The organism is Salinifilum ghardaiensis (assembly GCF_054491345.1).
In genome coordinates, this window is record NZ_CM137101.1 from 1326044 (window position 1) to 1344155 (window position 18112).

Consider the following 18112-nt stretch of genomic DNA (forward strand, 5'->3'; position numbering starts at 1 on the left):
GAATCTTGCACGTCCGCCGGGGGTTCCCCGGTTCCCGAACCCCGACTGGATCTTCCGTAGCCCCACGTGCTCACTCGCCGCGGGCGTGTTCCCACTGGCGTTGGGCCCGTTCGGTCGAGGGGCGGGCGTAGCGGGCGAGGGTGCGTACGTCCTGGTGGCCGGATTTGACCATGAGGGTGGTGACGGCGAGGCCGTCTTCGGCGCCGTGGGTCAGTGCGGAGTGGCGCAGGTCGTGCAGCGTCCACCCGCCGGTGGCGGTTTTGAAGGTCTTCAACGCGGCGTCGTAGCCGAGTCGGCCGCGCTCGGTGTCCGGGTCGAGGTCGCGGTCGGCGACGGCGCCGTGGGCGGCGCCTTTCGCGCGTCGGTGGGTGAGGAACACCGGTCCGCGGCGGCGGGTGCCGAGTAGCCGCGCCAGGGCGCGGGCGGTGCTCGGCGACCAGGTCACGCGGTCGATCATGTCGCTCTTGCGGGTGATCGTGGCCTGCCGGTTGCGCAGGTCGAGGTCGTCGACGTTCAGCGCCAGGATCTCCTCGGCGCGCGCGGCGGTGTCATACAGCAGGCGCCACAGCACCCGGTCGCGGAGTGCGTGGCGCTGGTCGGACAGCAGCCGCTCGATGTCGCCGCGACGGCGCGACCGGTCCTGCGCACGCGGCAGGCTGGCGCGGTCGAGCCCCGCGGCCAGATCGCGGGCGCTCCAACCCTGCTCGCGCAGGAAGTCCGAGAACGCGCGCAGCGCAGCACGGCGGGCGTTCCACGTCGAGGCGCTGGCCTGGCCCCACTGCTGCCGGAACCGGTGCTGCACAACCTGCGCGTCGAGCCGGTCTACCGGTTCCTGCTCGTCGACGAGCCGGCCGAGCGCGGTGGTGTAGGAGCGGATCGTCTGCTCCGCGGTGCTCGTGCCGCCGGCTTGGCGCGTGGTCCGCAGGTGCTCGGCGAACGCGGCCAGCACCTCCTGAGTGGACGGTGCGCCGCGCGGCGGCTCGGCGTGCAGGGCGATCACGGTGCCCACGATCCCCTCCTGTTCCAGATAACGCGTCGCGCTCGACGGCGCCGAAGCAGGATGTCGTCCCTGCTCGCCGAGCACACTGATCAAGATAATACGCCATTATCTGGAACAAAGTGAAGATCGCTGAGGCGAGCTGGCACACCGATGTTGTCGTGGTCGGCGTGCACAGGTTTCCGGCGCGTTGCTGCTGCGTGGCGAGGATGAGGTTGCGGTGTTGGCGTTCGTCACCCGGGCCGGGCCGTGGGGGTACGCCGCAATGTCTGGGCGCCCGAACCGTTGCTCCAGGTGCGCGGCAGTCACGAACCCACGAGGAGGACCTGTGCAGTGCCGCGCAGGTAGATGCTGCCCGTCGTCCCGACGTTGACGAGGCCGACCTGTATCCCAGCCGGTTCCGCGACGTCGACGCATGGCACTGGAATCGAAGAGTGGGTTCCGCTCCGTACCGCTAGCGGCGCTGCCCTGCCCGCTCGGCCGAATGGAAGAGCACATGTCGAACGACTTCGAGGCGATCGCGGCTGGCGCGTGCTGGTCGGCACAACCGAGCGTGTGCAAGCGGAGGGTGCCGGAAACGCGCTCGCCGAGGCGGGCGCGGCTGCTGGTCGAGCACGACGCGGCCAGCAGTACCTGACTTGCGCAGATGGTGCGGCCGGGTCCAACCGAGTCATCGCCCGAGCGTCAGCACGTTCGGCCGCGGGGACCGGGAACAACGAGCGCCCCGTTGACGATGGCAAAAAAGCGTTCCAGGCCTGGTACCAGGGTGTGCACAGCGCTCACGTCGTCCGGTAGTACGGCTAAGTGCCGTTGGTAGGCGGTGAACCCGGCTGCGTCCAGACGGGCGAGAACCTCGCGCAGTTGTGCACGAGGGGTTTCGGGCGAAGGTTGGTCGAGGAACGCTGTGGTGTGCGCCCGTTGCAAAGCGTCGGTGAGGTCGAAGCGGGCGCAGCGGTGCAGTGCTGGATAGGGCTTCAGCAGGGTCAGGGCAACGGGCGGCGGCGCGGTACGAGGCATTTGGGATTGAAGGAGCTCGGTGATCGCGCCGCTGACGGCGTCGCGTGTGGCGAGCGCGGCAGCTTGGCCTCGGCGATAAAGGGGTCCATCGCTGGGTGTGCAGTAGGCGAGAACGGTTGGGATGCCCAGGTCGGTTGTGGCGTCGACAAGATAGATCGTGGCGCTGACTTCACGCTGGGCCTGGTCGTGGAGCAGGGCGAGCTCTTCCGGCAGGGTCCGCGGGTCGATGATTGTGGGCACCCGACCCGACATGAAGGCGCGAATCGTCAGAAGTGAGCACGCGTCACGTTCCACTGTCTCCAGCAAGGCATGGACAGCGGCCTCATCCTGGGTAGGTGCGAGGCCATAACCGGACTGGACGGAGTACCGGGAAAGCCCCTGGTAATCGGCGCGGTCGCCGACGCGATCCCGGTAGACGTGTCCGTCGTGACCCGCGTACCACGGGGCACCCAGGTACAGCGGGAGCGTCGCGTCGTCGCGGCCAGCATGAAGTGCCTGGTAGGGGTAGCACGCGATTTCGCTTCCGGTGAGTTGCCTGAGCAGTGGGCCGCTCGCTTCGTCGGCCAGTATGCCGTCGGCGAGCTCCTCGGCGGGGATGAAACGCACGGCCGCACTGTCCAGGCTCGCCGGGCCTGTCAGGAAACGCTCCAGTGCCTCGCTCAGCGCATAAAGACGCGCTTCGGCCGGGTTGTTCCCCTTGCCGAGACCGTGAGCACCCGGTGCGGGCGCACCAGCATCATCGATCAGCTCACATTCCGACAGAGACACCACACCGGTCCGTGAGCGCCAGCGCGGCCGCAGGCCCACGCTCAGGGCAACCTGCTCGATAGTCGTGGTCGCCGGGCCAGCACCACCGAGGGTCGGCGGGGAGAACACCGAGGTTTCCCCAACCGACCCGCACCGGTGAGCGCTGTCGAGCTCACCTTCGGATGGCACGCGTTTACGCGTCCCCGGGTGCCGAGTTCGTCGTGGCCGTCGCCGACTCGGCGGCCAGCGTCTCCTCGGTGGCCGTCAGTCGCGTGCCTTCCGGCTGTTCCGCTACCTTCATATCGCCTTGAGCAGCACCCATAGAGAATCCCTCCAAGATCTCGTTAAGCATCCAAACGTGGCCGTGGATGCGCTGTCCGGCGACGGTATGGGCAAGATCCACCAGCGCACTACACCTGGCACCCAGACGCACCTGATCGGAGCAGGGCCGCACTCACCGAAGCCCTGGTCGCAGTCGTCGAGCTTGCCGGCCCGCCGGATTCGGATGCCGATGCGGCGTGGCGGGCGGGGAGTTGGTGTAGCGGTTCGCCACGGTGCGGCCGTTCCCAGTGAGCGACGTAGGCACTGTGCGCTGGTAGTTCTCCTGTATGAAGCAAACAGGCGGCACTATGGGCTGATTCGACTTTCGAGGTCCCCTCAAGTCGAGGGCGATCACCCCAGGCGCTGTGACGCTCTCAGCGGACCGATTTTCCGGGGGTGCGCGCGCGGTTTCGCGCTGCCGCCGTTCACGGGTGTGGCTTCCCGGTGTAGGTCTGCGGTCAGCAGCCGCCAGGCGGTGCTCAGCAACGCCAGCCGCTGGTTCCTCAGTGGACCGTCGGGCAGGGCGGTGTGGATGCGGACTTCGCGGGCGATGGCCAGGGACCGCTGCAGCGGGAACCCGTCCCACACCCCGCTCGTGGTGGCGTGTTCGGCCAGCAGGTGTTGGGCCACCGGGGTGCGTGTGAGCAGGGTGTGCAGCAGCGCCAGGTCCCACCCCGCTCGGCGCAGCCCGGCGAACTCCCAATCGACCAGCCGCGCGATGCCCTCGCCGGTCAGCAGGATGTTCGGCGGCACGCCATCGCCGTGGGCCGGCTCGGCCGGGACGGTGGTGGCGAGCAGGTGCTGCAACCGCGCCCAGTCGCGCGGTTCTCCCCAGCGCCTCGGCGCGGGCCAGGTCGGCAGCCTCGTCCCGGGCCGGCCGCCACACCTCGGAATCGGCCGGCGGGGTCCAGGTGTGCAGCCGGTGCAGGGTGGCCAGCGCGGCGCGCAGCTGCGGCAGGCACACGTGCTGCGGGTAGCGCTGCGGATGCAGCGCAGCTCCGCCGAGGTCGTCGACGACGAGCACGCGCTGCCCGTCGGTGTCGCGCAGCTGCGGCGGGCCCGCGGGCGCGGGTGGCTGCGCGACGGCGCGGTGCACCGCGATCTCGTGGGCGAACCGGCCACGCCAGTACGCATCGAGGCTGGTCAGCTGCTTGGCCACCACCGGATGCCCGTCGAGGTGGCCGGCCGTGACGAGGGCCTTGTCGGAACGGGTCAGCTCCGGCTCGGCAACGAACCGCTCCGCAACGGCATCTGTCTCATCTTGCCTGGTGGCAGGCAGCGGTGCTCGGATTGAGTGCGTGAGCACGGCTGCACGGTAGCGTCGGCCGGGATGCGGCGGGTCGCGGTGTTGGGAAGCGGTGGGGCGGGCAAGTCCACGTTCGCCCGCGACCTCGCGCAGCGTCTCGAGGTTCCGCTGGTCAGCCTCGATGCGCACTACTGGCAACCGGGGTGGCAGCGGCCGGATCGTGACTGGTGGCGCGCGCAGCAGCAGCGGTTGTTGGCCGGGCCGGCGTGGGTGGCCGATGGCAACTACTGGTCCACGCTCGAGGTGCGGCTGCAGCGGGCTGACACCGTGGTGCTGCTCGACCTGCCGCGGTGGGTATGTACCGCCCGAGTGCTGCAGCGGACGCTGCGCCACCGTGGCCGGGCGGTGCAGGCCCCCGGATGCCCGGAACGGATCTCCTGGCAGTTCCTGCACTACGTGTGGACGTTCCCCCGCCGGCACCGTCCACGGGTACTCGCCGCGCTCGCCGAGGCCCCGCCGGAGCGCTTCGCGCACCTACGGTCGCAGCACGACATCGACGCGTTCCTCGCCGCGGCGTCCCCTCGGTAGCTCACCGTTGGTTTTTCCGGCCCCGGGAGCGAAGGTCCCGGCTCGCCCCACCGCGCCCAGAGGGGATCAACGGGGGCTCCTCCCGGTTCCCCGGGACCCATCGTCCGGGAAGAGCTCGGCGAGCAGTTGTTCCACGATGCCGCTGAGCACGGCGTCCTCGGTCTCACCGAGCCGGTCGTCGATGTCCGCGACGGAGTCGGCCAAGACCTGCACCAGCTCTGCCAGGTGTGCCTGGCAGTTCTGCCCCTAAGGATCGTTCAGGAGCTCCTCGGCGAGCGCATGGGCGGCGTTTGCGTGCACGGCCACGAGATCGCCCCAGGCATCCTCGATCCCGCCGTCGCGATCCAGAGCGACATCGTGCTGCTGGATCGCTGCCTGCAGGCTCGGCGCGTCGCGTCGTCGGTACGGCTGCACGAGGAGCTGGGCGTACCTCGCTGCCGCCACGAGGTCCGTCGGCGTTGTCGCCTGGTCCAGCTGGACGAACGCTTTGCGTAGTTCACTGCTGGTCACGTCGCCGCCCCTGCTTACCGGCGCGGGTGGGCGACGGCGGCGTAGAAGGTGGCGTTGCGGGGGTCGTTGTCGGGGGTGAGGGTGGTTTCCGGTCGCCAGCACGCCGGGTAGGTCAGGCCGGGGTCGACGAGGGTGAACCCGCTGGCCTCGAGCAGCTGGTGCTGTTCCGCGTGGCTGCGCAGGAGCATCTGGTCGTCTTCGGCGACGTCGGCGTTGAAGACGGCGATGGTTTGGGCGAGCTGGTCGGGGAAGTCGTCTCCGGTCATGTGCGAGAACACCAGGTACGAGCCGGGTGGCATCGCCTCGCGGTAGGCGCGCAGGATGCCGACCGGGTCGTCGGCGGGTTTGAGGTAGTGGGCCATGGCCACCATGAGCACCGCGACGGGCTCCTGGTCGTCGAACAGGGCCTGCACCTCGGGCTGGTGGAGGAGGTGCTCGGTGTCGCGCATGTCCTGCTGCAGCATGGTCACGCCGGCCACTCCGTCGAGGAGTCGGTGGGCGTGGGCGGCGGCGACCGGATCGTTGTCGACGTAGACGATGCGGGCGTCGGGATCGTGCTGCTGGGCGATCTCGTGGACGTTGCCGACGGTCGGCACGCCCGAGCCCAGGTCGAGGAACCGGCGGATGCCGTGCTCGCTGCAGAAGCGCACCGCCCGTCGCAGGAAGTCCCGGTTGTCGCGCGCGGGTTGCGGGGTCGCGGGGAAGATCTCGGTGATCTGGTCGAGAACGGCGCGGTCGGCGGCGAAGTTCTGCGCACCGCCGAGGGCGTAGTCGTACACGCGCGCCGGGCTCGGCACGGACGGGTCGACAGCGGGTGGCAGCGTCTCAGCATCCATCGACGGCGATCGTGCCAAATCCCGGGCACGTCCTTGATGCGCCGACCGAGTGACCTACCTGTGATGGCATCCGCACGGACGCCGGTCCTCGACCGTCGTCCGCGGTGGGTTGGTGGTGATTGTTCCGGATCGCCTCCACAGGGACGCGTCCCGTCGATACGGTCGGTCACCACGCGTGGTCAAGGCGAGTGAAGCGTCTATGGCGACCGTTCAGCAGCGAGCCCCGGGGCTGGCGTTGCGCGCACCGGATCGATCGCCGCTGTGTGGGCGTACGAACGCGGGCCGATGGAGCCGTCGAAACTCCTTGGTTTGCATCGAAAGGCGGCCGACACCTCCACGTGCGTGGAGAGCACCCCAGTCATCTCCTCGGCGCCCTGATCGGCCCCGGATCACCTCCACGTGCGTGGAGAGCGCGAACGGACCGGCCAACCACTGGTCCCGCTCGGCGGATCACCTCCACGTGCGTGGAGAGCGCCCGCCTCGGGCGGAAGTTCATCGCCGCGGTGACGGATCACCTCCACGTGCGTGGAGAGCACGAACACAACGAGGGCAGGAGAACCACCCATGGCGGATCACCTCCACGTGCGTGGAGAGCACCCTTCATGACCTGCGCTTTGAGAAGGGCAGTTGTTCATTTCGAAGAGGGGGCGGGCACGGCTTGGAAACTCATGACGTTGAGGCCGTCGACGTCGAGGACGCGACGACGCTCATCTCCGGTGATGGCGATGGTGTGGTCCTGTTCGTTGGCGACGAGGTGGTTAGGAGCGCGTTGACCAGCGGTCGGCGCGACGCCGTTCACCGGTGAAGTCGTCTTCGAACAGGCGGCCTTCGGCGAGGTCCAGGAACGTGTGCACCCCTGGCAGGTCGTTGAAGGTGAAAGTCCCGTCGTCTTCGATGATCTTGCTCGGGTCGTCCATGTGCCGCTTGGCAGCGGCGAGTACCTGGTCCGTGTCGAGCGCGAGTTCCCCCAGGCGGCGCTGCAATCGGTGCAGCCTGCCCGCCAAGGACGTCCGGGTGCCCGCGAGGGTGCGCAGCGCGTCTCGGGAGTCGTCGTTGAGGGGCGCGACGGGCTCCAGCGTCGTCGCGATCCTGTCGACGTTGGTGGGGACGTCGCGCAGGGCGATGCCGACATCGGCGAGGAGGTCGGTGAAGTCCTGTGAATGGGTGATGGCGACCTGCCGGTCGTGGATGACGAAGCTGACCTTCTCGTCGAGGACCAGGTCCGGTGCCTTCGCGGATCGGAGGGTGTCGTGGTACTGGAAGAACCGGCGTCCACGTTTGAGCGAGCGCCGGGGATCGGTCTTCTGGACGAATGCCGTGACGGAGTCGCCGGTGCCGAAGCAGATCGCGTAGAAGTGGTAGCGCTGCTGCCCGATGGCCTTGGGGTGCATCGGCTCGTTCTGGTCGGCGGTGCGCAGCAGGCGCAGCAGGTCGGCCGCGTTGCCTTCCTCATCGGGCGTGGGCTCGGATGGCGTGCTGGAAGCCGCCTTTCCGCCGCCGGCGGTCCGGTCCGCAGTGGCTCCCGCGGACGCATCCCTCGAGAGGACCTCGTTCAGGTCCGCCCCGGGTATTTCATCCAGGGTGAGCGCGAAGTACTCGTCCTGTCCGTCCAAATTGGCGTGTGGCTCGTAAGGACGTGCGGTGCGCTCGGCGAGGTCATCGAGGGCGCCCCGTGCGATCTCCCGCAGGTCGGCGAACGCGTCTTCGTGGATGTTGAGGCGTTGGCCCTCCAGGCGGCGCTGCTTCGGCCTCCACCCCAGGATGAGTCGAGGATCACCGTCGAGGGGGAGATCTCCCCAAGCGGGCGCATCGTCTCCGGTCATGCTGGCAATCATCTCTTGTCGATCTTGGTCACCCAGCATCCTACGAAATGAACCAGCGGGACGGTAGCGCCTGGACGTGGCGGATGCCGGCAGATGACGAGCACTTCTTCGGTGGCCGAGTGCCCTGGCTCGTCACGGGACGGGAGAGTCCGCGTTGCGCTGACGACCTGCCGGCCCGCCAGGTAGAGGGTGGGGTTGATGACGGCGAAATCGGAGCGCACGAACACCGTGAGGAGCACGAGGAAGTAGATCGCATAGCCCACCCAGTCCCCGGCGTTCTTCGGTGGCGCTGCGACGAACGGCAGCAGGTACGTCGCGAGGTAGCCGGCGACCACCGTACTGTGCTCCTTGACCTCGACGAGGGTGACCGGGATCGCGCTCTTGCGCGTGGTGCCGCGCACCAGGCGGAACCCGTCGAGGATCCCGACGACGGCCAACACCGTCCAGATGAGGAAGGGCCACCATCCTCCGTTGAACGGCCACCAGTGTTCCGGGGTGGACCGCGCCGCGAAGATCGCGAACAGGGGTGCGTAGGAGGTCACGAACAGCCGAGCACGCAGAACGGGATCCCCGATCGGAGGGCGCGCAGTGCTTTTCGACACTCGGCCTTTCGACGCTCGCTGCATGGGGGCAGCGTACGAGGAGCGTCCGACACTCTCGGCTCCCCAGCAGCGTGCTGTCCGTGCGCCGAGCAGGCGGGGCTGTGCAGTTGCGGGAAGTGCGGTTGGGGAGGTTGTTGCGGAGGAGGGCGGTATCGATCTCGTCGGCCGAGCGGCACCGCCAAGCGGACTGAATGTACAGCGGGTCTCGGTCTGCTATCGTTCCTGGTCAAAAAGGGTGCTCCCCGCGCACGCGGGGGTGATCCGCAGCGATCGACGCGGCCAACAACGTGAAGGGCGTGCTCCCCGCGCACGCGGGGGTGATCCGGAACAGTCCCGCAGCCAGAACGGGCCCGGAAAGTGCTCCCCGCGCACGCGGGGGTGATCCCAGCACCGGGGCGCACCTCATCCACGAGGGCGCGTGCTCCCCGCGCACGCGGGGGTGATCCGGATGCGGCCATGATCACTAGGCCGTAGGCAGTGTGCTCCCCGCGCACGCGGGGGTGATCCCCTCTACCCCGATTTGCCCTCCGAGGAATTGCAGTGCTCCCCGCGCACGCGGGGGTGATCCGTCGGACTGGTCCGCAACAACGTCGGCCGACGTGTGCTCCCCGCGCACGCGGGGGTGATCCCTACGCGCACGGGATGGACGTGGCAGGCGCGAAGTGGTCCCCGCTCAGGCGGGGGTGGTCCGGTCCTGGAAGCAGTCGGCAACGTGCAGTGGGAGTAGTCCCGTGCGCACGTGGGTGTGCTCCGGCGGGAGGCGCTCAGCAATGCGTGACCGCCTGCTCGCTGATTCTGCCGGTGCCCCTACGTTTCGGTTCGTGTGTTGAGCCCCCGGATACTCCGGGTTCTGCGTCCAGGTACGGCTGCCCGGCCGACTGGTCGGTCCGCGCGAAGTTCGCACCAGACCGGGTCTCCCGCAGCCGCGCCAGGGCTTCCTCGGCTCAAGTCGTTCGAGAGCGCCCGAGCCGATGTGCTGACGCCCGGTACGCGGCCGCGAGCCCTCTCGGACGCCGGGCGGGGGAGTTGGTCTGGTCGCTGATGGACGTGCTTCGGACTGCGCTCGGCGCTCGTGACAGGAGGGACGCGCCGCATTCGGGTTTCGTAGAGCCGTACGGGTAAGCGCACCTGGCGTGGCGTTCGCACGCGCACCGGCCGGCGCTGAATGCCTCGGCGGCGTCGTCCTCGTGGTGTTGCTCCTCGCCGGGCTCGGCATCCTCGTCGCCCGAGTGGTTCCGGGGGTTGCCGGACTTCCCGGTGTCCCGCCCCCTGGGGCGCTGCGAACGGACTGAATCGACAGCGAGTGTCGGCCTGCTATCGTTCCAGGTCAAAAAGGGTAGTCCCCGCGCACGCGGGGGTGGTCCGGCCCCCAACATGTCCCGCAACCGCAACGCCGAGTAGTCCCCGCGCACGCGGGGGTGGTCCGGCCCCGACCGTGCATCAACGTGTCGCCCTCGGGTAGTCCCCGCGCACGCGGGGGTGGTCCGGCCAACAGTCGGGTGATCGTGTCCAGCAGTCAGTAGTCCCCGCGCACGCGGGGGTGGTCCGTGGCCGATTGGTTGCAGGTGGCGGGGGGTTCCGTAGTCCCCGCGCACGCGGGGGTGGTCCGGGATTCCCGATGTCCGAGACCATGATGCCTGCGTAGTCCCCGCGCACGCGGGGGTGGTCCGGCTTTGACCGCGCGGGCGTTATCGGCTTTGAGGTAGTCCCCGCGCACGCGGGGGTGGTCCGGTCACCGACATGGCGTTGCTCCTTGTGGGGTGGTAGTCCCCGCGCACGCGGGGGTGGTCCGGACGGACTGCGATGGGAATCCCGTCTGCGATGGTGGTCCCCGCGCACGCGGGGGGTGGTCCCCAGGAAGAGGTCGTCGACCGGGTCAATGCCGAGTGCTCCCCGCGCACGCGGGGGTGGTCCCGGTTGGCCGGACGCTACGGCAGCGTCCCGGAGCACTCGCCGCGCACGTGGGGGTCCGTTGGCGATGTGCTGCATCGCTGCTTGCGGTCGGTAGTTCCCGTCACATGCGGGGTGGCCCTCTCCAGCGGTGCGTTGAGCGCGTGCACGGGGTGACCCGCAGGCGAGGTGATTCCGGCAGGGCGGGGTCGAGCCGGCCGATGTGGTGGTGCTCCTCGCGCACGAGGGAGCGACATCGGATGATCACCCTCGCCGGCTGTGCTCCACCCCTCGTCGCAATCGACTTCTGGGTGACAACTTGGGTGACAACGCGGCCAGAAGGCCGCGGACGTCTGCGGACTCGTACGACCTCTCTTCGCAGGTCACCGAGTATGCGCTCCGAGGTTGCCCGCGGGGTGCGTTAGCTTACAAGCAAGGGGTCGCTGGTTCGAGCCCAGCTGCGCCCACCACCTTTGACCTGCGAGAACGCCGCGTCGCTTGAACCGGATCGGGAGTTCGTGGCCCCAAACGTGGTGCGAACGGGCCTTGTCCTTGATCCATGACGAGGTCCAAAGCACGCCGCAAACGTCCGCGGGGCACTGTCGAGGAGCTGCCGAGTGGGGCCCTGCGAGTGAAGGTCTACGCGGGCTTCGACCCCGTGACCAAGCGCCGGCACTACTTGCAGGAGACGGTGCCCGCGGGGCCTCAAGCGCACCGCGAAGCCGAGAAGGTGCAGACCCGTCTGCTGAACCAGGTCGACGAGCAGCGGAACCCGCGGACGGCTGCCACGGTCAATCAGCTCGTGACCCGGTACCTGGACCAGTACTTCGACGAAGAGCCGAGCACGCGACAGCAGTACCGCTCGTACTTGAAGCACCACATCGCTCCGTTCATCGGCGAGGTCAAGGTCGGCTCGCTGGACGTCGATGCGTTGGACTCGCTGCATGCCGAGCTGCGGCGCTGCCGAGACCTGCACCGGCAAGCGGCGGAGGGATCACCGCACGAGGGGCAAGCACGAGTGCGACCACCGGTGCGGCTCGCACGAGTGCACGCCGCTCGGTGCGACAGCGATCCGCCACATTCACTACCTGCTGTCCGGGGCGTTCAAGCGCGCCGTGCGGTGGAAGTGGGTCGCGGTGAACCCGGTCCCGCAAGCCGAACCGCCCGCGTCGCCGCCGGCTCGTCCGAAGCCGCCGAGTGCAGAGGAAGCGGTCCAGCTGTTGCACGAGGCCTGGCAGGACCCGGACTGGGGCACCTTGCTGTGGATTGCGATGACCACCGGTGCTCGCCGCGGAGAGCTGTGCGCGCTTCGGTGGCGCGACGTGGATTTCGGGACGGCCGTGCTCTCGCTGGAGCGTGCGATCGCCGTCGACCCCGAGCAGAAGGTGGTTCGAGAAGGGCACCAAGACCCACCAGCATCGCCGCGTGGCCCTCGACGAGGTCAGCGTCGAAATCCTGACCGAGCATCGCGACCGGTGTCGGGTTCGTGCTGAGACGCTCGGTGATCCGCTCATCCGATGATGGCTTCGTGCTCAGCCTCAATCCGGATGCCTCGACGGGGCTGGTGCCGAGCTCGGTGACGCAGCGGTACGAGCGCATGGCAACTCGCCTGGGGATCGACGCGACGCTGCACAAGTTGCGGCACTACTCGGCCACCGAGCTCATCTCCTCAGGCGTCGACGTGCGCACGGTGGCTGGCCGGCTCGGTCACGGTAGCGGCGGCATGACGACCTCGCGGGTGTACTCGGCGTGGGTCTCGGAGGTCGACCAGCGAGCATCGGCTGCCTTGGCGAACCGGGTGCCGGAACGTCCGCAGCAGCTCAGCCCCACGGAGAGGGCCAAGACGAGCCCGTACTAGAAGCTCGCTGCGCGGTTTCGGGAGCAGATCCCCGAGACCGCCCGTGACGTCGCGTCCAGCATCGCCGAACCCATGCACCTTGCCGAACGGGAGCTGGTCGTCACCGCCAGCGTCGGCACCGGCATCGCCTCCGCAGGTGCGGCCACGCTCGAGGACCTCCTCGAACCCGCCGACCACGCCACGTACACCGACAAGCACGCTTACCACTCCTCGCCCTCGCAGCCGCCCTTACCTGCTACAAGAAACTCCCCACGTGAGACACGGTCTTGGCACGGAACGCCGCGCGGTCAGGTGGTGGCGCGCCACCCGATCGGTAGCGACACGGTGTGGTAGTCAGAGTCTCCGGTGCGTTGGAGCTCGTCGTCGGCGCGCTGTTCCGCGGCGGTGCGGTCGGTGTAGACAGCGATGCCGGTAGGATCGCGGGGCTCGGCGTTCACCTCGCCGAGCAGCACCACGTGCACCATCTCGCCGTCGACCAGCGGGGCGGTACGGCCGGCGGCGTCCTGCAGGGTGTGGTGTTCCCAGGAAGCATACCGACCGCGGGCGGCACTGACCTGCTCGAGGCTTTCGGCCTCGTCCTCGGTGGCACACACCGCGATCAGCGGCTCGATGCCAGCGTCGACTCCTGGTGGGCTGGTGCGCTCGTACACCAACCGCACGATCGGCTCACGCACCGCACTCCAAGTCCTGGGGGGTTTGATAAACCCGAGCGTAGTAGGTGTCACCACCGTAGACGATGGTGCCGAGCGTGGTACCGGCCCATGTCGTCGAGTCCGTGCCGTCGCACGGGTACTCGACGTTCTTCTGCTCGTACCTCTTCGCGCCGCGGTTGCCGGGGCCGGGGTAGCTGTCGGCCAGCCACCACCACAACCACCATTTGTAGCGCAGATCGGTGTCGTGGCGGATGGAGGTCACGGGAACACTGCATTGCGTCAGCGGCTTCATGCCCACCGCTTTCTTCCCTCGTGACGTGCGTAGGTGAATGACATCCGGCTTGAGCGTGCACGGGCCGTACCGGACATTGGCCGCGGCCGCTTTCGCCGAGGGGCTCGCCGTCTGTGGTGACTCCAATGCGTTCAGGATCTTCATGGCTTGCGCGGGCGATGATGCCTTCACGTATGGCGACGTTCCCGCCTGCGCGGCCGCGATGCCAGCGGCGAACTCATCCGACCCAGCCGCGCCCGGTGGCGCGGGCGTGTCAAGGCCAGTTGCCGTAGCGGACGGAGCAGTGAGCCCTAACCCGACTGCCGCTACTACAAAGGTCACGAGTGCCCTGCGAACACTTCGCACGGGGTTGTTCCCTCCTTCTGTCGGTGCGATCAGCACCGACACCCCCTGTTTGATCAAGCGCGCTCAGGCTAGCGAAGAAGCGTGGCTCGCAACCCTGCTTTGACAACATCGCCGGAAATCTACGGAGTTCGGCCGCACACGAGGGGCTGTTCGGCGGACGCTCGCAGTGGTGGATCGGGCTCTATCGCCGATGAGCGTTGCGGCCCGTTTGAGAGCCTCGTTGGCTCGCTGAAGCTCGGCTCTTGCCTGCGCTCGCTGGTCTGACCGGTACCAACTCGTGGCCTGGTGACCATCGTCGAAGTGGGCCTGGCGGCCAAATCGGCCTTCCTGTCTAAGTGACAGTAAGATACTCTCGTCGTCGTGATCGATGAGTCGTGGTCGCCGCCGGAAGTTCTCGTCACGGTGGACCTGGTGATCCTCACGCTGCGGGAGCAGGAGCTTCGCGTGCTGCTGGTCGAGCGTGGTGTCGACCCGTACCGGGGTGCGCGCGCTCTGCCCGGTGGCTTTTTGAACCACCCTGGTGAGGACATCCTCGATGCCGCCTGCCGGGAGCTTCAGGAAGAGGCAAACCTGGACGCAGCTCTGTTGCATCTGGAGCAGCTGGGCACTTACGGGGCACCGGATCGGGATCCTCGGGGTCGAGTCATTTCGGTGGCATACCTGGCGATCGCACCTGGGCTCCCGGATCCGGTGGCAGGGACAGATGCTGTCGATGCCAGGTGGGAGTCGGCCGTGGACGTGTTGTCCGGCCGGGTTGAGTTGGCTTTCGACCATCGCCGGATCGTGACCGACGGTGTCGAGCGTGCCCGGGGCAAGCTCGAGCATTCGGCGCTGGCGACCGCGTTTTGCCGGGAGGAGTTCACGATTGCGGAGCTGCAGCAGGTCTACGAAGTCGTGTGGGGAGTGGGACTGGATCCGCGGAACTTCTACCGGAAGGTGCAGAAGATTGCCGGGTTTCTCGAGCCTGTCGGGCAGGAGCGCAGGGCAACGAAGGGGCGCCCGGCGCGACTGTTCCGGGCCGGGCCGACGACGGTGTTGTACCCGCCGTTGGTGAGACCGCAATCGCTCGACGGTGAGGGAGCGTGATGACGGAAAACATGGTGGTGGTGCTCACCGCCCTGAATCTCGAGTACGACGCCGTGCGGCGCAGGCTGGTGAATCCGCAGCTACAGCTGCATGAGCGGGGTACTCGGTTCGAGGTCGGTGCCCTGCGCGGTACGAGTTGCCAGATCGCGCTTGCGCTGACGAACAAGGGAAACCAGTCGGCGGCTGTCCTGGCTGAGCGGGCCATCCAGGAGTTCGAGCCGGCGGCCGTCCTGTTCGTCGGCGTGGCCGGGGCGATGTGGGATGCAACCCCACTGGGCGATGTCGTGGTGGCCACGCACGTCTACGCCTACCACGGCGGCACCAGCGAGGACGACGGGCTCAAGGCCAGACCCCGTGTGTGGGAGGCCGAACACGGGCTCAGCCAGCTCGCCTCGCACGTGGCCCGCATTGATGACTGGACGGACGAATCCAGGACCGGTAATCGTCGTCCGAGGGTCCATTTCGGTGCCATCGCTGCCGGGGAGGTCGTGCACAACTCGCGAATCTCCTACGAAGCGGAGTGGCTCCGCCAGCACTACAACGATGCTCTGGCCATTGAGATGGAATCCGCTGGTGTGGCACAGGCCGGGCACCTCAACGGCTCCCCGGTGGCGATCGTGCGCGGAATCAGCGACAAGGCCGATGGAACCAAGAACAGCGACGGTGACGGTGCCTGGCAGCCGCGGGCGGCCGACAACGCCGCAGCATTCGCCACGCGTCTCGCCGGCGAACTCATCACTGAACAGGAGAGCAGCTTGATGCAGCCTCGGAACAAGTCCAGCAGCGGCGAGGTCTCCAACATCGCGCACGGAAGCACAGTCGGAATCCAGGCCAGAGACGTCACCAACAGCACCATCACGATCGGTGCGGCACGACCGACCGAGACGACTACTGATCTTGCTGCCGAGCTCGCCTCAGTCCGTGACGAACTCGCACGTGCACGTGCGGCCGGGAAGCTCGATTCCCCCACCTACGAGGCGGCGCAGGATGAGCTCAACCTCGCGGACGAGGCGCTGGAAGAGAACACGCCCGAGGGCAAGAGCAGGTTCGTGGTCGCGCTTAAGCGCCTGCGCGGACTGATCGACGAGGCCACCGAGGTGGCTGCCAAGGTCGCGACGTTAATCACGGCGGTGAACGGCCTGTCATGAGCGAGAGCGAGAGCACGACGAGCAACACCGCCGAATCCGGTTCCACCGTAGGTATCCAGGCCGAACGGGTGCACAACTCCAACGTCTACATGGCCTCCCCCGACGATCCGCCCGAAGTGAAGTACCAGGTCGGTGTCAACTATCTGGACAACGGGGTACCACTTCGGGCCCGCGAGTGGATCCACGAAGCCATCGCCCGCGACTATGATGGCGCGGAAGTGCGCTTCCACTTGGCGCTGGCTCTGTTGAGTAAACGCTCGTACCGCGAGCTGACCGCCGACGAGAGAGGGCAGTTCGGACAGCTGCCTGACCACCTCGCCACGTATGCGGACAGCGAGTGGGCGCGGGCACTCGAAGTGTTATGCGAGCTGCTCGAGCATCTCGACAGTCCTGACCGCGATCCCGCGCCGGCAATGAAGAAGCTGCAGGATCTTCCAGCACTGCAACGCGAGAAGATCGTGCGTCACTGCGACCTCGTGCTGACCGGCGGGATGAAGGACAGCCTCTGGGCGGAGACGCGGCGCACTGCCAAACACGGACAACTCGCGGGCGACCGAGGCAACCGGGTATGGGCCTACTTCCAGCCCGATCCGATCCAGCCTCGAGTCCGACGCCCTGAGCCGAACGCAACCACCCCCGAAGACCGCCTGTACGCCGCCTTGGCGACCGGAGGACTCACTGGGACTCTCGGAGTCTTTGGATGGATCCTCCTACAACATCCGACACCCTTAGCAGTAATCGCTTACCTGGTGATGGTGGCAGGCGCAGCGGTCGCGTCCCGATCGGCATTCGAGTGGCGGTACCGGACACAACGCCTCCGCACCAAGGAGCGCGAGTACGCCGTCCGCTTCCGCGGCCGCGAGGCCCCCGAAGGCGGATTCGCCAGACAGGTCGACCGCGATTTCCAGCACTATGCCCACAAGTACGCTCCCAAGGACGTGGACCGTTCGGTCTGGCTGCGCGACACCCAGGGGCCCCGCGCCGCGCTGCGCGACGAAGTCGTTGAGCTCTATCGCGAAAGCAGAATCCAGGCCGGCCGTGTCAGATGGCTGATCCGACACCTGATCCGCGATGTCCGACAACGGTGGCGCGAGGAACGCCTGTTCGCATATCGCCAGCAGTACCGGACGCCGGCGTCCACACAGGCTTGGTGCCTGTCGGCGCTCACGATGAGTGCTCTGGCGGCCTGTGCCGTCGTCGATGTGACCGTACGAGCAGCCCCGCTGCTGACACTGGCCAGCGTGCTCGCCGCAGCGGCAAGTGGACGAGTCGCCACGATCCGGTGGTGGCGCATCCTCTACGAACGCCGGCGAGTCGCCGAAGAGACACAGGAACGCGCACGCGAGCTGGAAGCCCGCGAAGCAGAGTACCGACGATGGACACACAAGCTGGAATCCACCTGCCCCACCGAGGACGAGATGGAAAGCTGGCTGCGATGCGACAGGGTCCTGCTCATCGACGAAGCGCTGCGGCACTACCACCTCGCATGGCGCGACATTACCGCCCACACGATCGTGCAAACCCCCGCGAAGAGCTGCAAGAGAGCACGCGTCGATGGTGGTCCGTGGCGCTACTCGAAATACGAGCTACGCCTCTTCTTACTCACGGAAGAAGGTGTTCGGGAACTGGCCAAGCAGCTCCAGGTCGAAACCGGCTCCTTTCACGGGAACGAACGCGGTCACTTCCGCTTCGATGCCGTCTCATCGCTCCGTGTGATCGAGTCTGGCGGCTACGACTACACCCTGGAGCTGACGCTCACTAACGGACCTACCCGGACCATCGACGTCACCGAGCCTAAGCGGAACTTCGAACAGGACGGCCCTGATGAGCCCAGGCTGTCCCAAATGAGCCTCGACTCCACCGGCTTCACCCACGCCCTGCACGTCCTGGAAGGCATCTCCGCCGAAGGCAAAGCATGGATCCGGCGCGACACCACCACAACACATCAAGCCGACGCCGCTTCCTACTGATCGAGAGCCGATGCTGTCACCAGGGTCCAGTGTGTCTGCTGGGCGTGGAGTGAGCATGCTGGCGCGTTCGGATGTCGCGTCGTCAGGCGGCAGAGGTGCCGCAACCGCCCGTGCCGGGCGCGGGGGTTCGTGTAGCTGAGCTTGTACCTCCGGGTAGCGCGGAATTGCTGGGCGGCGAGCAGG

At 67.7% G+C, this 18112-nt stretch carries 18 protein-coding genes and 3 CRISPR repeat arrays; of the genes, 8 read left to right on the forward strand and 10 right to left on the reverse strand.

Translation table 11 applies throughout. The features are described 5' to 3' along the window. Positions 1-70 precede the first annotated feature (70 nt). Positions 71-1009, reverse strand: a complete 939-nt coding sequence (locus ACVGV0_RS06015; RefSeq protein ID WP_459158863.1) for a tyrosine-type recombinase/integrase — start codon at positions 1007-1009, stop codon at positions 71-73. A 484-nt stretch (positions 1010-1493) separates the two neighbouring features. Here ACVGV0_RS06015 and ACVGV0_RS06020 point away from each other — a divergent pair, with 484 nt between their 5' ends. Further along, positions 1494-1634, forward strand: coding sequence for a hypothetical protein (locus ACVGV0_RS06020; RefSeq protein WP_459158864.1), 141 nt, complete (start codon positions 1494-1496; stop codon positions 1632-1634). A gap of 47 nt (positions 1635-1681) precedes the next feature. Here the strand turns inward: ACVGV0_RS06020 and ACVGV0_RS06025 are convergent, their stop codons facing one another. Together ACVGV0_RS06025 and ACVGV0_RS06030 are read right to left on the reverse strand one after the other, a co-directional pair. After that, positions 1682-2890 carry a YcaO-like family protein gene (locus ACVGV0_RS06025; RefSeq protein WP_459158865.1) on the reverse strand — a complete coding sequence of 403 codons (1209 nt, stop codon included), beginning with the start codon at positions 2888-2890 and terminating at the stop codon, positions 1682-1684. Between the two features lie 543 nt (positions 2891-3433). Next, positions 3434-3889 (reverse strand): phosphotransferase family protein, encoded by a 456-nt coding sequence (locus ACVGV0_RS06030; RefSeq protein WP_459158866.1) that lies wholly within the window; start codon positions 3887-3889, stop codon positions 3434-3436. A gap of 115 nt (positions 3890-4004) precedes the next feature. Here ACVGV0_RS06030 and ACVGV0_RS06035 point away from each other — a divergent pair, with 115 nt between their 5' ends. Both ACVGV0_RS06035 and ACVGV0_RS06040 read left to right on the forward strand, forming a co-directional pair. Next, on the forward strand, positions 4005-4376 hold the full coding sequence (locus ACVGV0_RS06035; RefSeq protein ID WP_459158867.1) for a hypothetical protein: 372 nt from the start codon (positions 4005-4007) through the stop codon (positions 4374-4376). 36 nt (positions 4377-4412) lie between these two features. After that, complete coding sequence (locus ACVGV0_RS06040) at positions 4413-4916, forward strand: P-loop NTPase family protein (protein WP_459158868.1); 504 nt, start codon at positions 4413-4415, stop codon at positions 4914-4916. A 66-nt stretch (positions 4917-4982) separates the two neighbouring features. Here the strand turns inward: ACVGV0_RS06040 and ACVGV0_RS06045 are convergent, their stop codons facing one another. From ACVGV0_RS06045 to ACVGV0_RS06065, 5 genes are all read right to left on the reverse strand, one after another. Further along, entirely contained in the window at positions 4983-5120 is a 138-nt protein-coding gene (locus ACVGV0_RS06045; RefSeq protein WP_459158869.1) for a hypothetical protein, read from the reverse strand. 42 nt (positions 5121-5162) lie between these two features. Then, entirely contained in the window at positions 5163-5426 is a 264-nt protein-coding gene (locus tag ACVGV0_RS06050) for a hypothetical protein (RefSeq protein WP_459158870.1), read from the reverse strand. Between the two features lie 14 nt (positions 5427-5440). Next, positions 5441-6262 carry an SAM-dependent methyltransferase gene (locus ACVGV0_RS06055; RefSeq protein WP_459158871.1) on the reverse strand — a complete coding sequence of 274 codons (822 nt, stop codon included), beginning with the start codon at positions 6260-6262 and terminating at the stop codon, positions 5441-5443. A 324-nt stretch (positions 6263-6586) separates the two neighbouring features. Beyond that, positions 6587-6857: direct repeats of the CRISPR family, unit length 27 nt; unit sequence CGGATCACCTCCACGTGCGTGGAGAGC. Between the two features lie 163 nt (positions 6858-7020). Then, positions 7021-8124 (reverse strand): hypothetical protein, encoded by a 1104-nt coding sequence (locus ACVGV0_RS06060; protein ID WP_459158872.1) that lies wholly within the window; start codon positions 8122-8124, stop codon positions 7021-7023. Continuing rightward, positions 8094-8627 carry a hypothetical protein gene (locus ACVGV0_RS06065; RefSeq protein ID WP_459158873.1) on the reverse strand — a complete coding sequence of 178 codons (534 nt, stop codon included), beginning with the start codon at positions 8625-8627 and terminating at the stop codon, positions 8094-8096. Before ACVGV0_RS06065 ends, ACVGV0_RS06060 begins: the two co-directional genes overlap by 31 nt. A 295-nt stretch (positions 8628-8922) precedes the next feature. Beyond that, positions 8923-9378: a CRISPR direct-repeat array (repeat unit 28 nt; unit sequence GTGCTCCCCGCGCACGCGGGGGTGATCC). Between the two features lie 645 nt (positions 9379-10023). Then, a CRISPR array of direct repeats spans positions 10024-10478; the repeat unit is 28 nt. Positions 10479-11136: 658 nt separating this feature from the next. Between ACVGV0_RS06065 and ACVGV0_RS06070 the strand changes: the two genes are divergently transcribed. Together ACVGV0_RS06070 and ACVGV0_RS06075 are read left to right on the forward strand one after the other, a co-directional pair. After that, positions 11137-12036: a tyrosine-type recombinase/integrase gene (locus ACVGV0_RS06070; protein WP_459158874.1), complete on the forward strand. Its 900-nt coding sequence runs from the start codon at positions 11137-11139 to the stop codon at positions 12034-12036. A 69-nt stretch (positions 12037-12105) separates the two neighbouring features. Further along, on the forward strand, positions 12106-12435 hold the full coding sequence (locus ACVGV0_RS06075) for a tyrosine-type recombinase/integrase (protein WP_459158875.1): 330 nt from the start codon (positions 12106-12108) through the stop codon (positions 12433-12435). Between the two features lie 287 nt (positions 12436-12722). Here ACVGV0_RS06075 and ACVGV0_RS06080 read toward each other — a convergent pair whose 3' ends face one another. Then, positions 12723-13109 (reverse strand): hypothetical protein, encoded by a 387-nt coding sequence (locus ACVGV0_RS06080; RefSeq protein ID WP_459158876.1) that lies wholly within the window; start codon positions 13107-13109, stop codon positions 12723-12725. After that, complete coding sequence (locus tag ACVGV0_RS06085) at positions 13102-13524, reverse strand: hypothetical protein (RefSeq protein ID WP_459158877.1); 423 nt, start codon at positions 13522-13524, stop codon at positions 13102-13104. The genes ACVGV0_RS06080 and ACVGV0_RS06085 overlap by 8 nt, the downstream gene beginning before the upstream one ends. Before the next feature lie 561 nt (positions 13525-14085). Between ACVGV0_RS06085 and ACVGV0_RS06090 the strand changes: the two genes are divergently transcribed. From ACVGV0_RS06090 to ACVGV0_RS06100, 3 genes are read left to right on the forward strand one after another with little or no spacing between them, the layout of a single operon-like run. Beyond that, a complete protein-coding gene (locus ACVGV0_RS06090; protein ID WP_459158878.1) occupies positions 14086-14811 on the forward strand; it encodes an NUDIX hydrolase in 726 nt (241 codons plus the stop codon). After that, positions 14811-15959, forward strand: coding sequence for a 5'-methylthioadenosine/S-adenosylhomocysteine nucleosidase family protein (locus ACVGV0_RS06095; protein WP_459158879.1), 1149 nt, complete (start codon positions 14811-14813; stop codon positions 15957-15959). Before ACVGV0_RS06090 ends, ACVGV0_RS06095 begins: the two co-directional genes overlap by 1 nt. Continuing rightward, a complete protein-coding gene (locus tag ACVGV0_RS06100; protein ID WP_459158880.1) occupies positions 15956-17929 on the forward strand; it encodes a hypothetical protein in 1974 nt (657 codons plus the stop codon). Before ACVGV0_RS06095 ends, ACVGV0_RS06100 begins: the two co-directional genes overlap by 4 nt. Positions 17930-18112 lie beyond the last annotated feature (183 nt).

Coding starts and splice junctions, on each gene's coding strand:
- ACVGV0_RS06055 (WP_459158871.1), bottom strand. CDS start 6,262: ATGGATGCTGAGACGCTGCCACCCGCTGTCGACCCGTCCGTGCCGAGC.
- ACVGV0_RS06070 (WP_459158874.1), top strand. CDS start 11,137: ATGACGAGGTCCAAAGCACGCCGCAAACGTCCGCGGGGCACTGTCGAG.
- ACVGV0_RS06095 (WP_459158879.1), top strand. CDS start 14,811: ATGACGGAAAACATGGTGGTGGTGCTCACCGCCCTGAATCTCGAGTAC.
- ACVGV0_RS06085 (WP_459158877.1), bottom strand. CDS start 13,524: ATGAAGATCCTGAACGCATTGGAGTCACCACAGACGGCGAGCCCCTCG.
- ACVGV0_RS06060 (WP_459158872.1), bottom strand. CDS start 8,124: ATGCTGGGTGACCAAGATCGACAAGAGATGATTGCCAGCATGACCGGA.
- ACVGV0_RS06020 (WP_459158864.1), top strand. CDS start 1,494: ATGTCGAACGACTTCGAGGCGATCGCGGCTGGCGCGTGCTGGTCGGCA.
- ACVGV0_RS06040 (WP_459158868.1), top strand. CDS start 4,413: ATGCGGCGGGTCGCGGTGTTGGGAAGCGGTGGGGCGGGCAAGTCCACG.
- ACVGV0_RS06100 (WP_459158880.1), top strand. CDS start 15,956: ATGAGCGAGAGCGAGAGCACGACGAGCAACACCGCCGAATCCGGTTCC.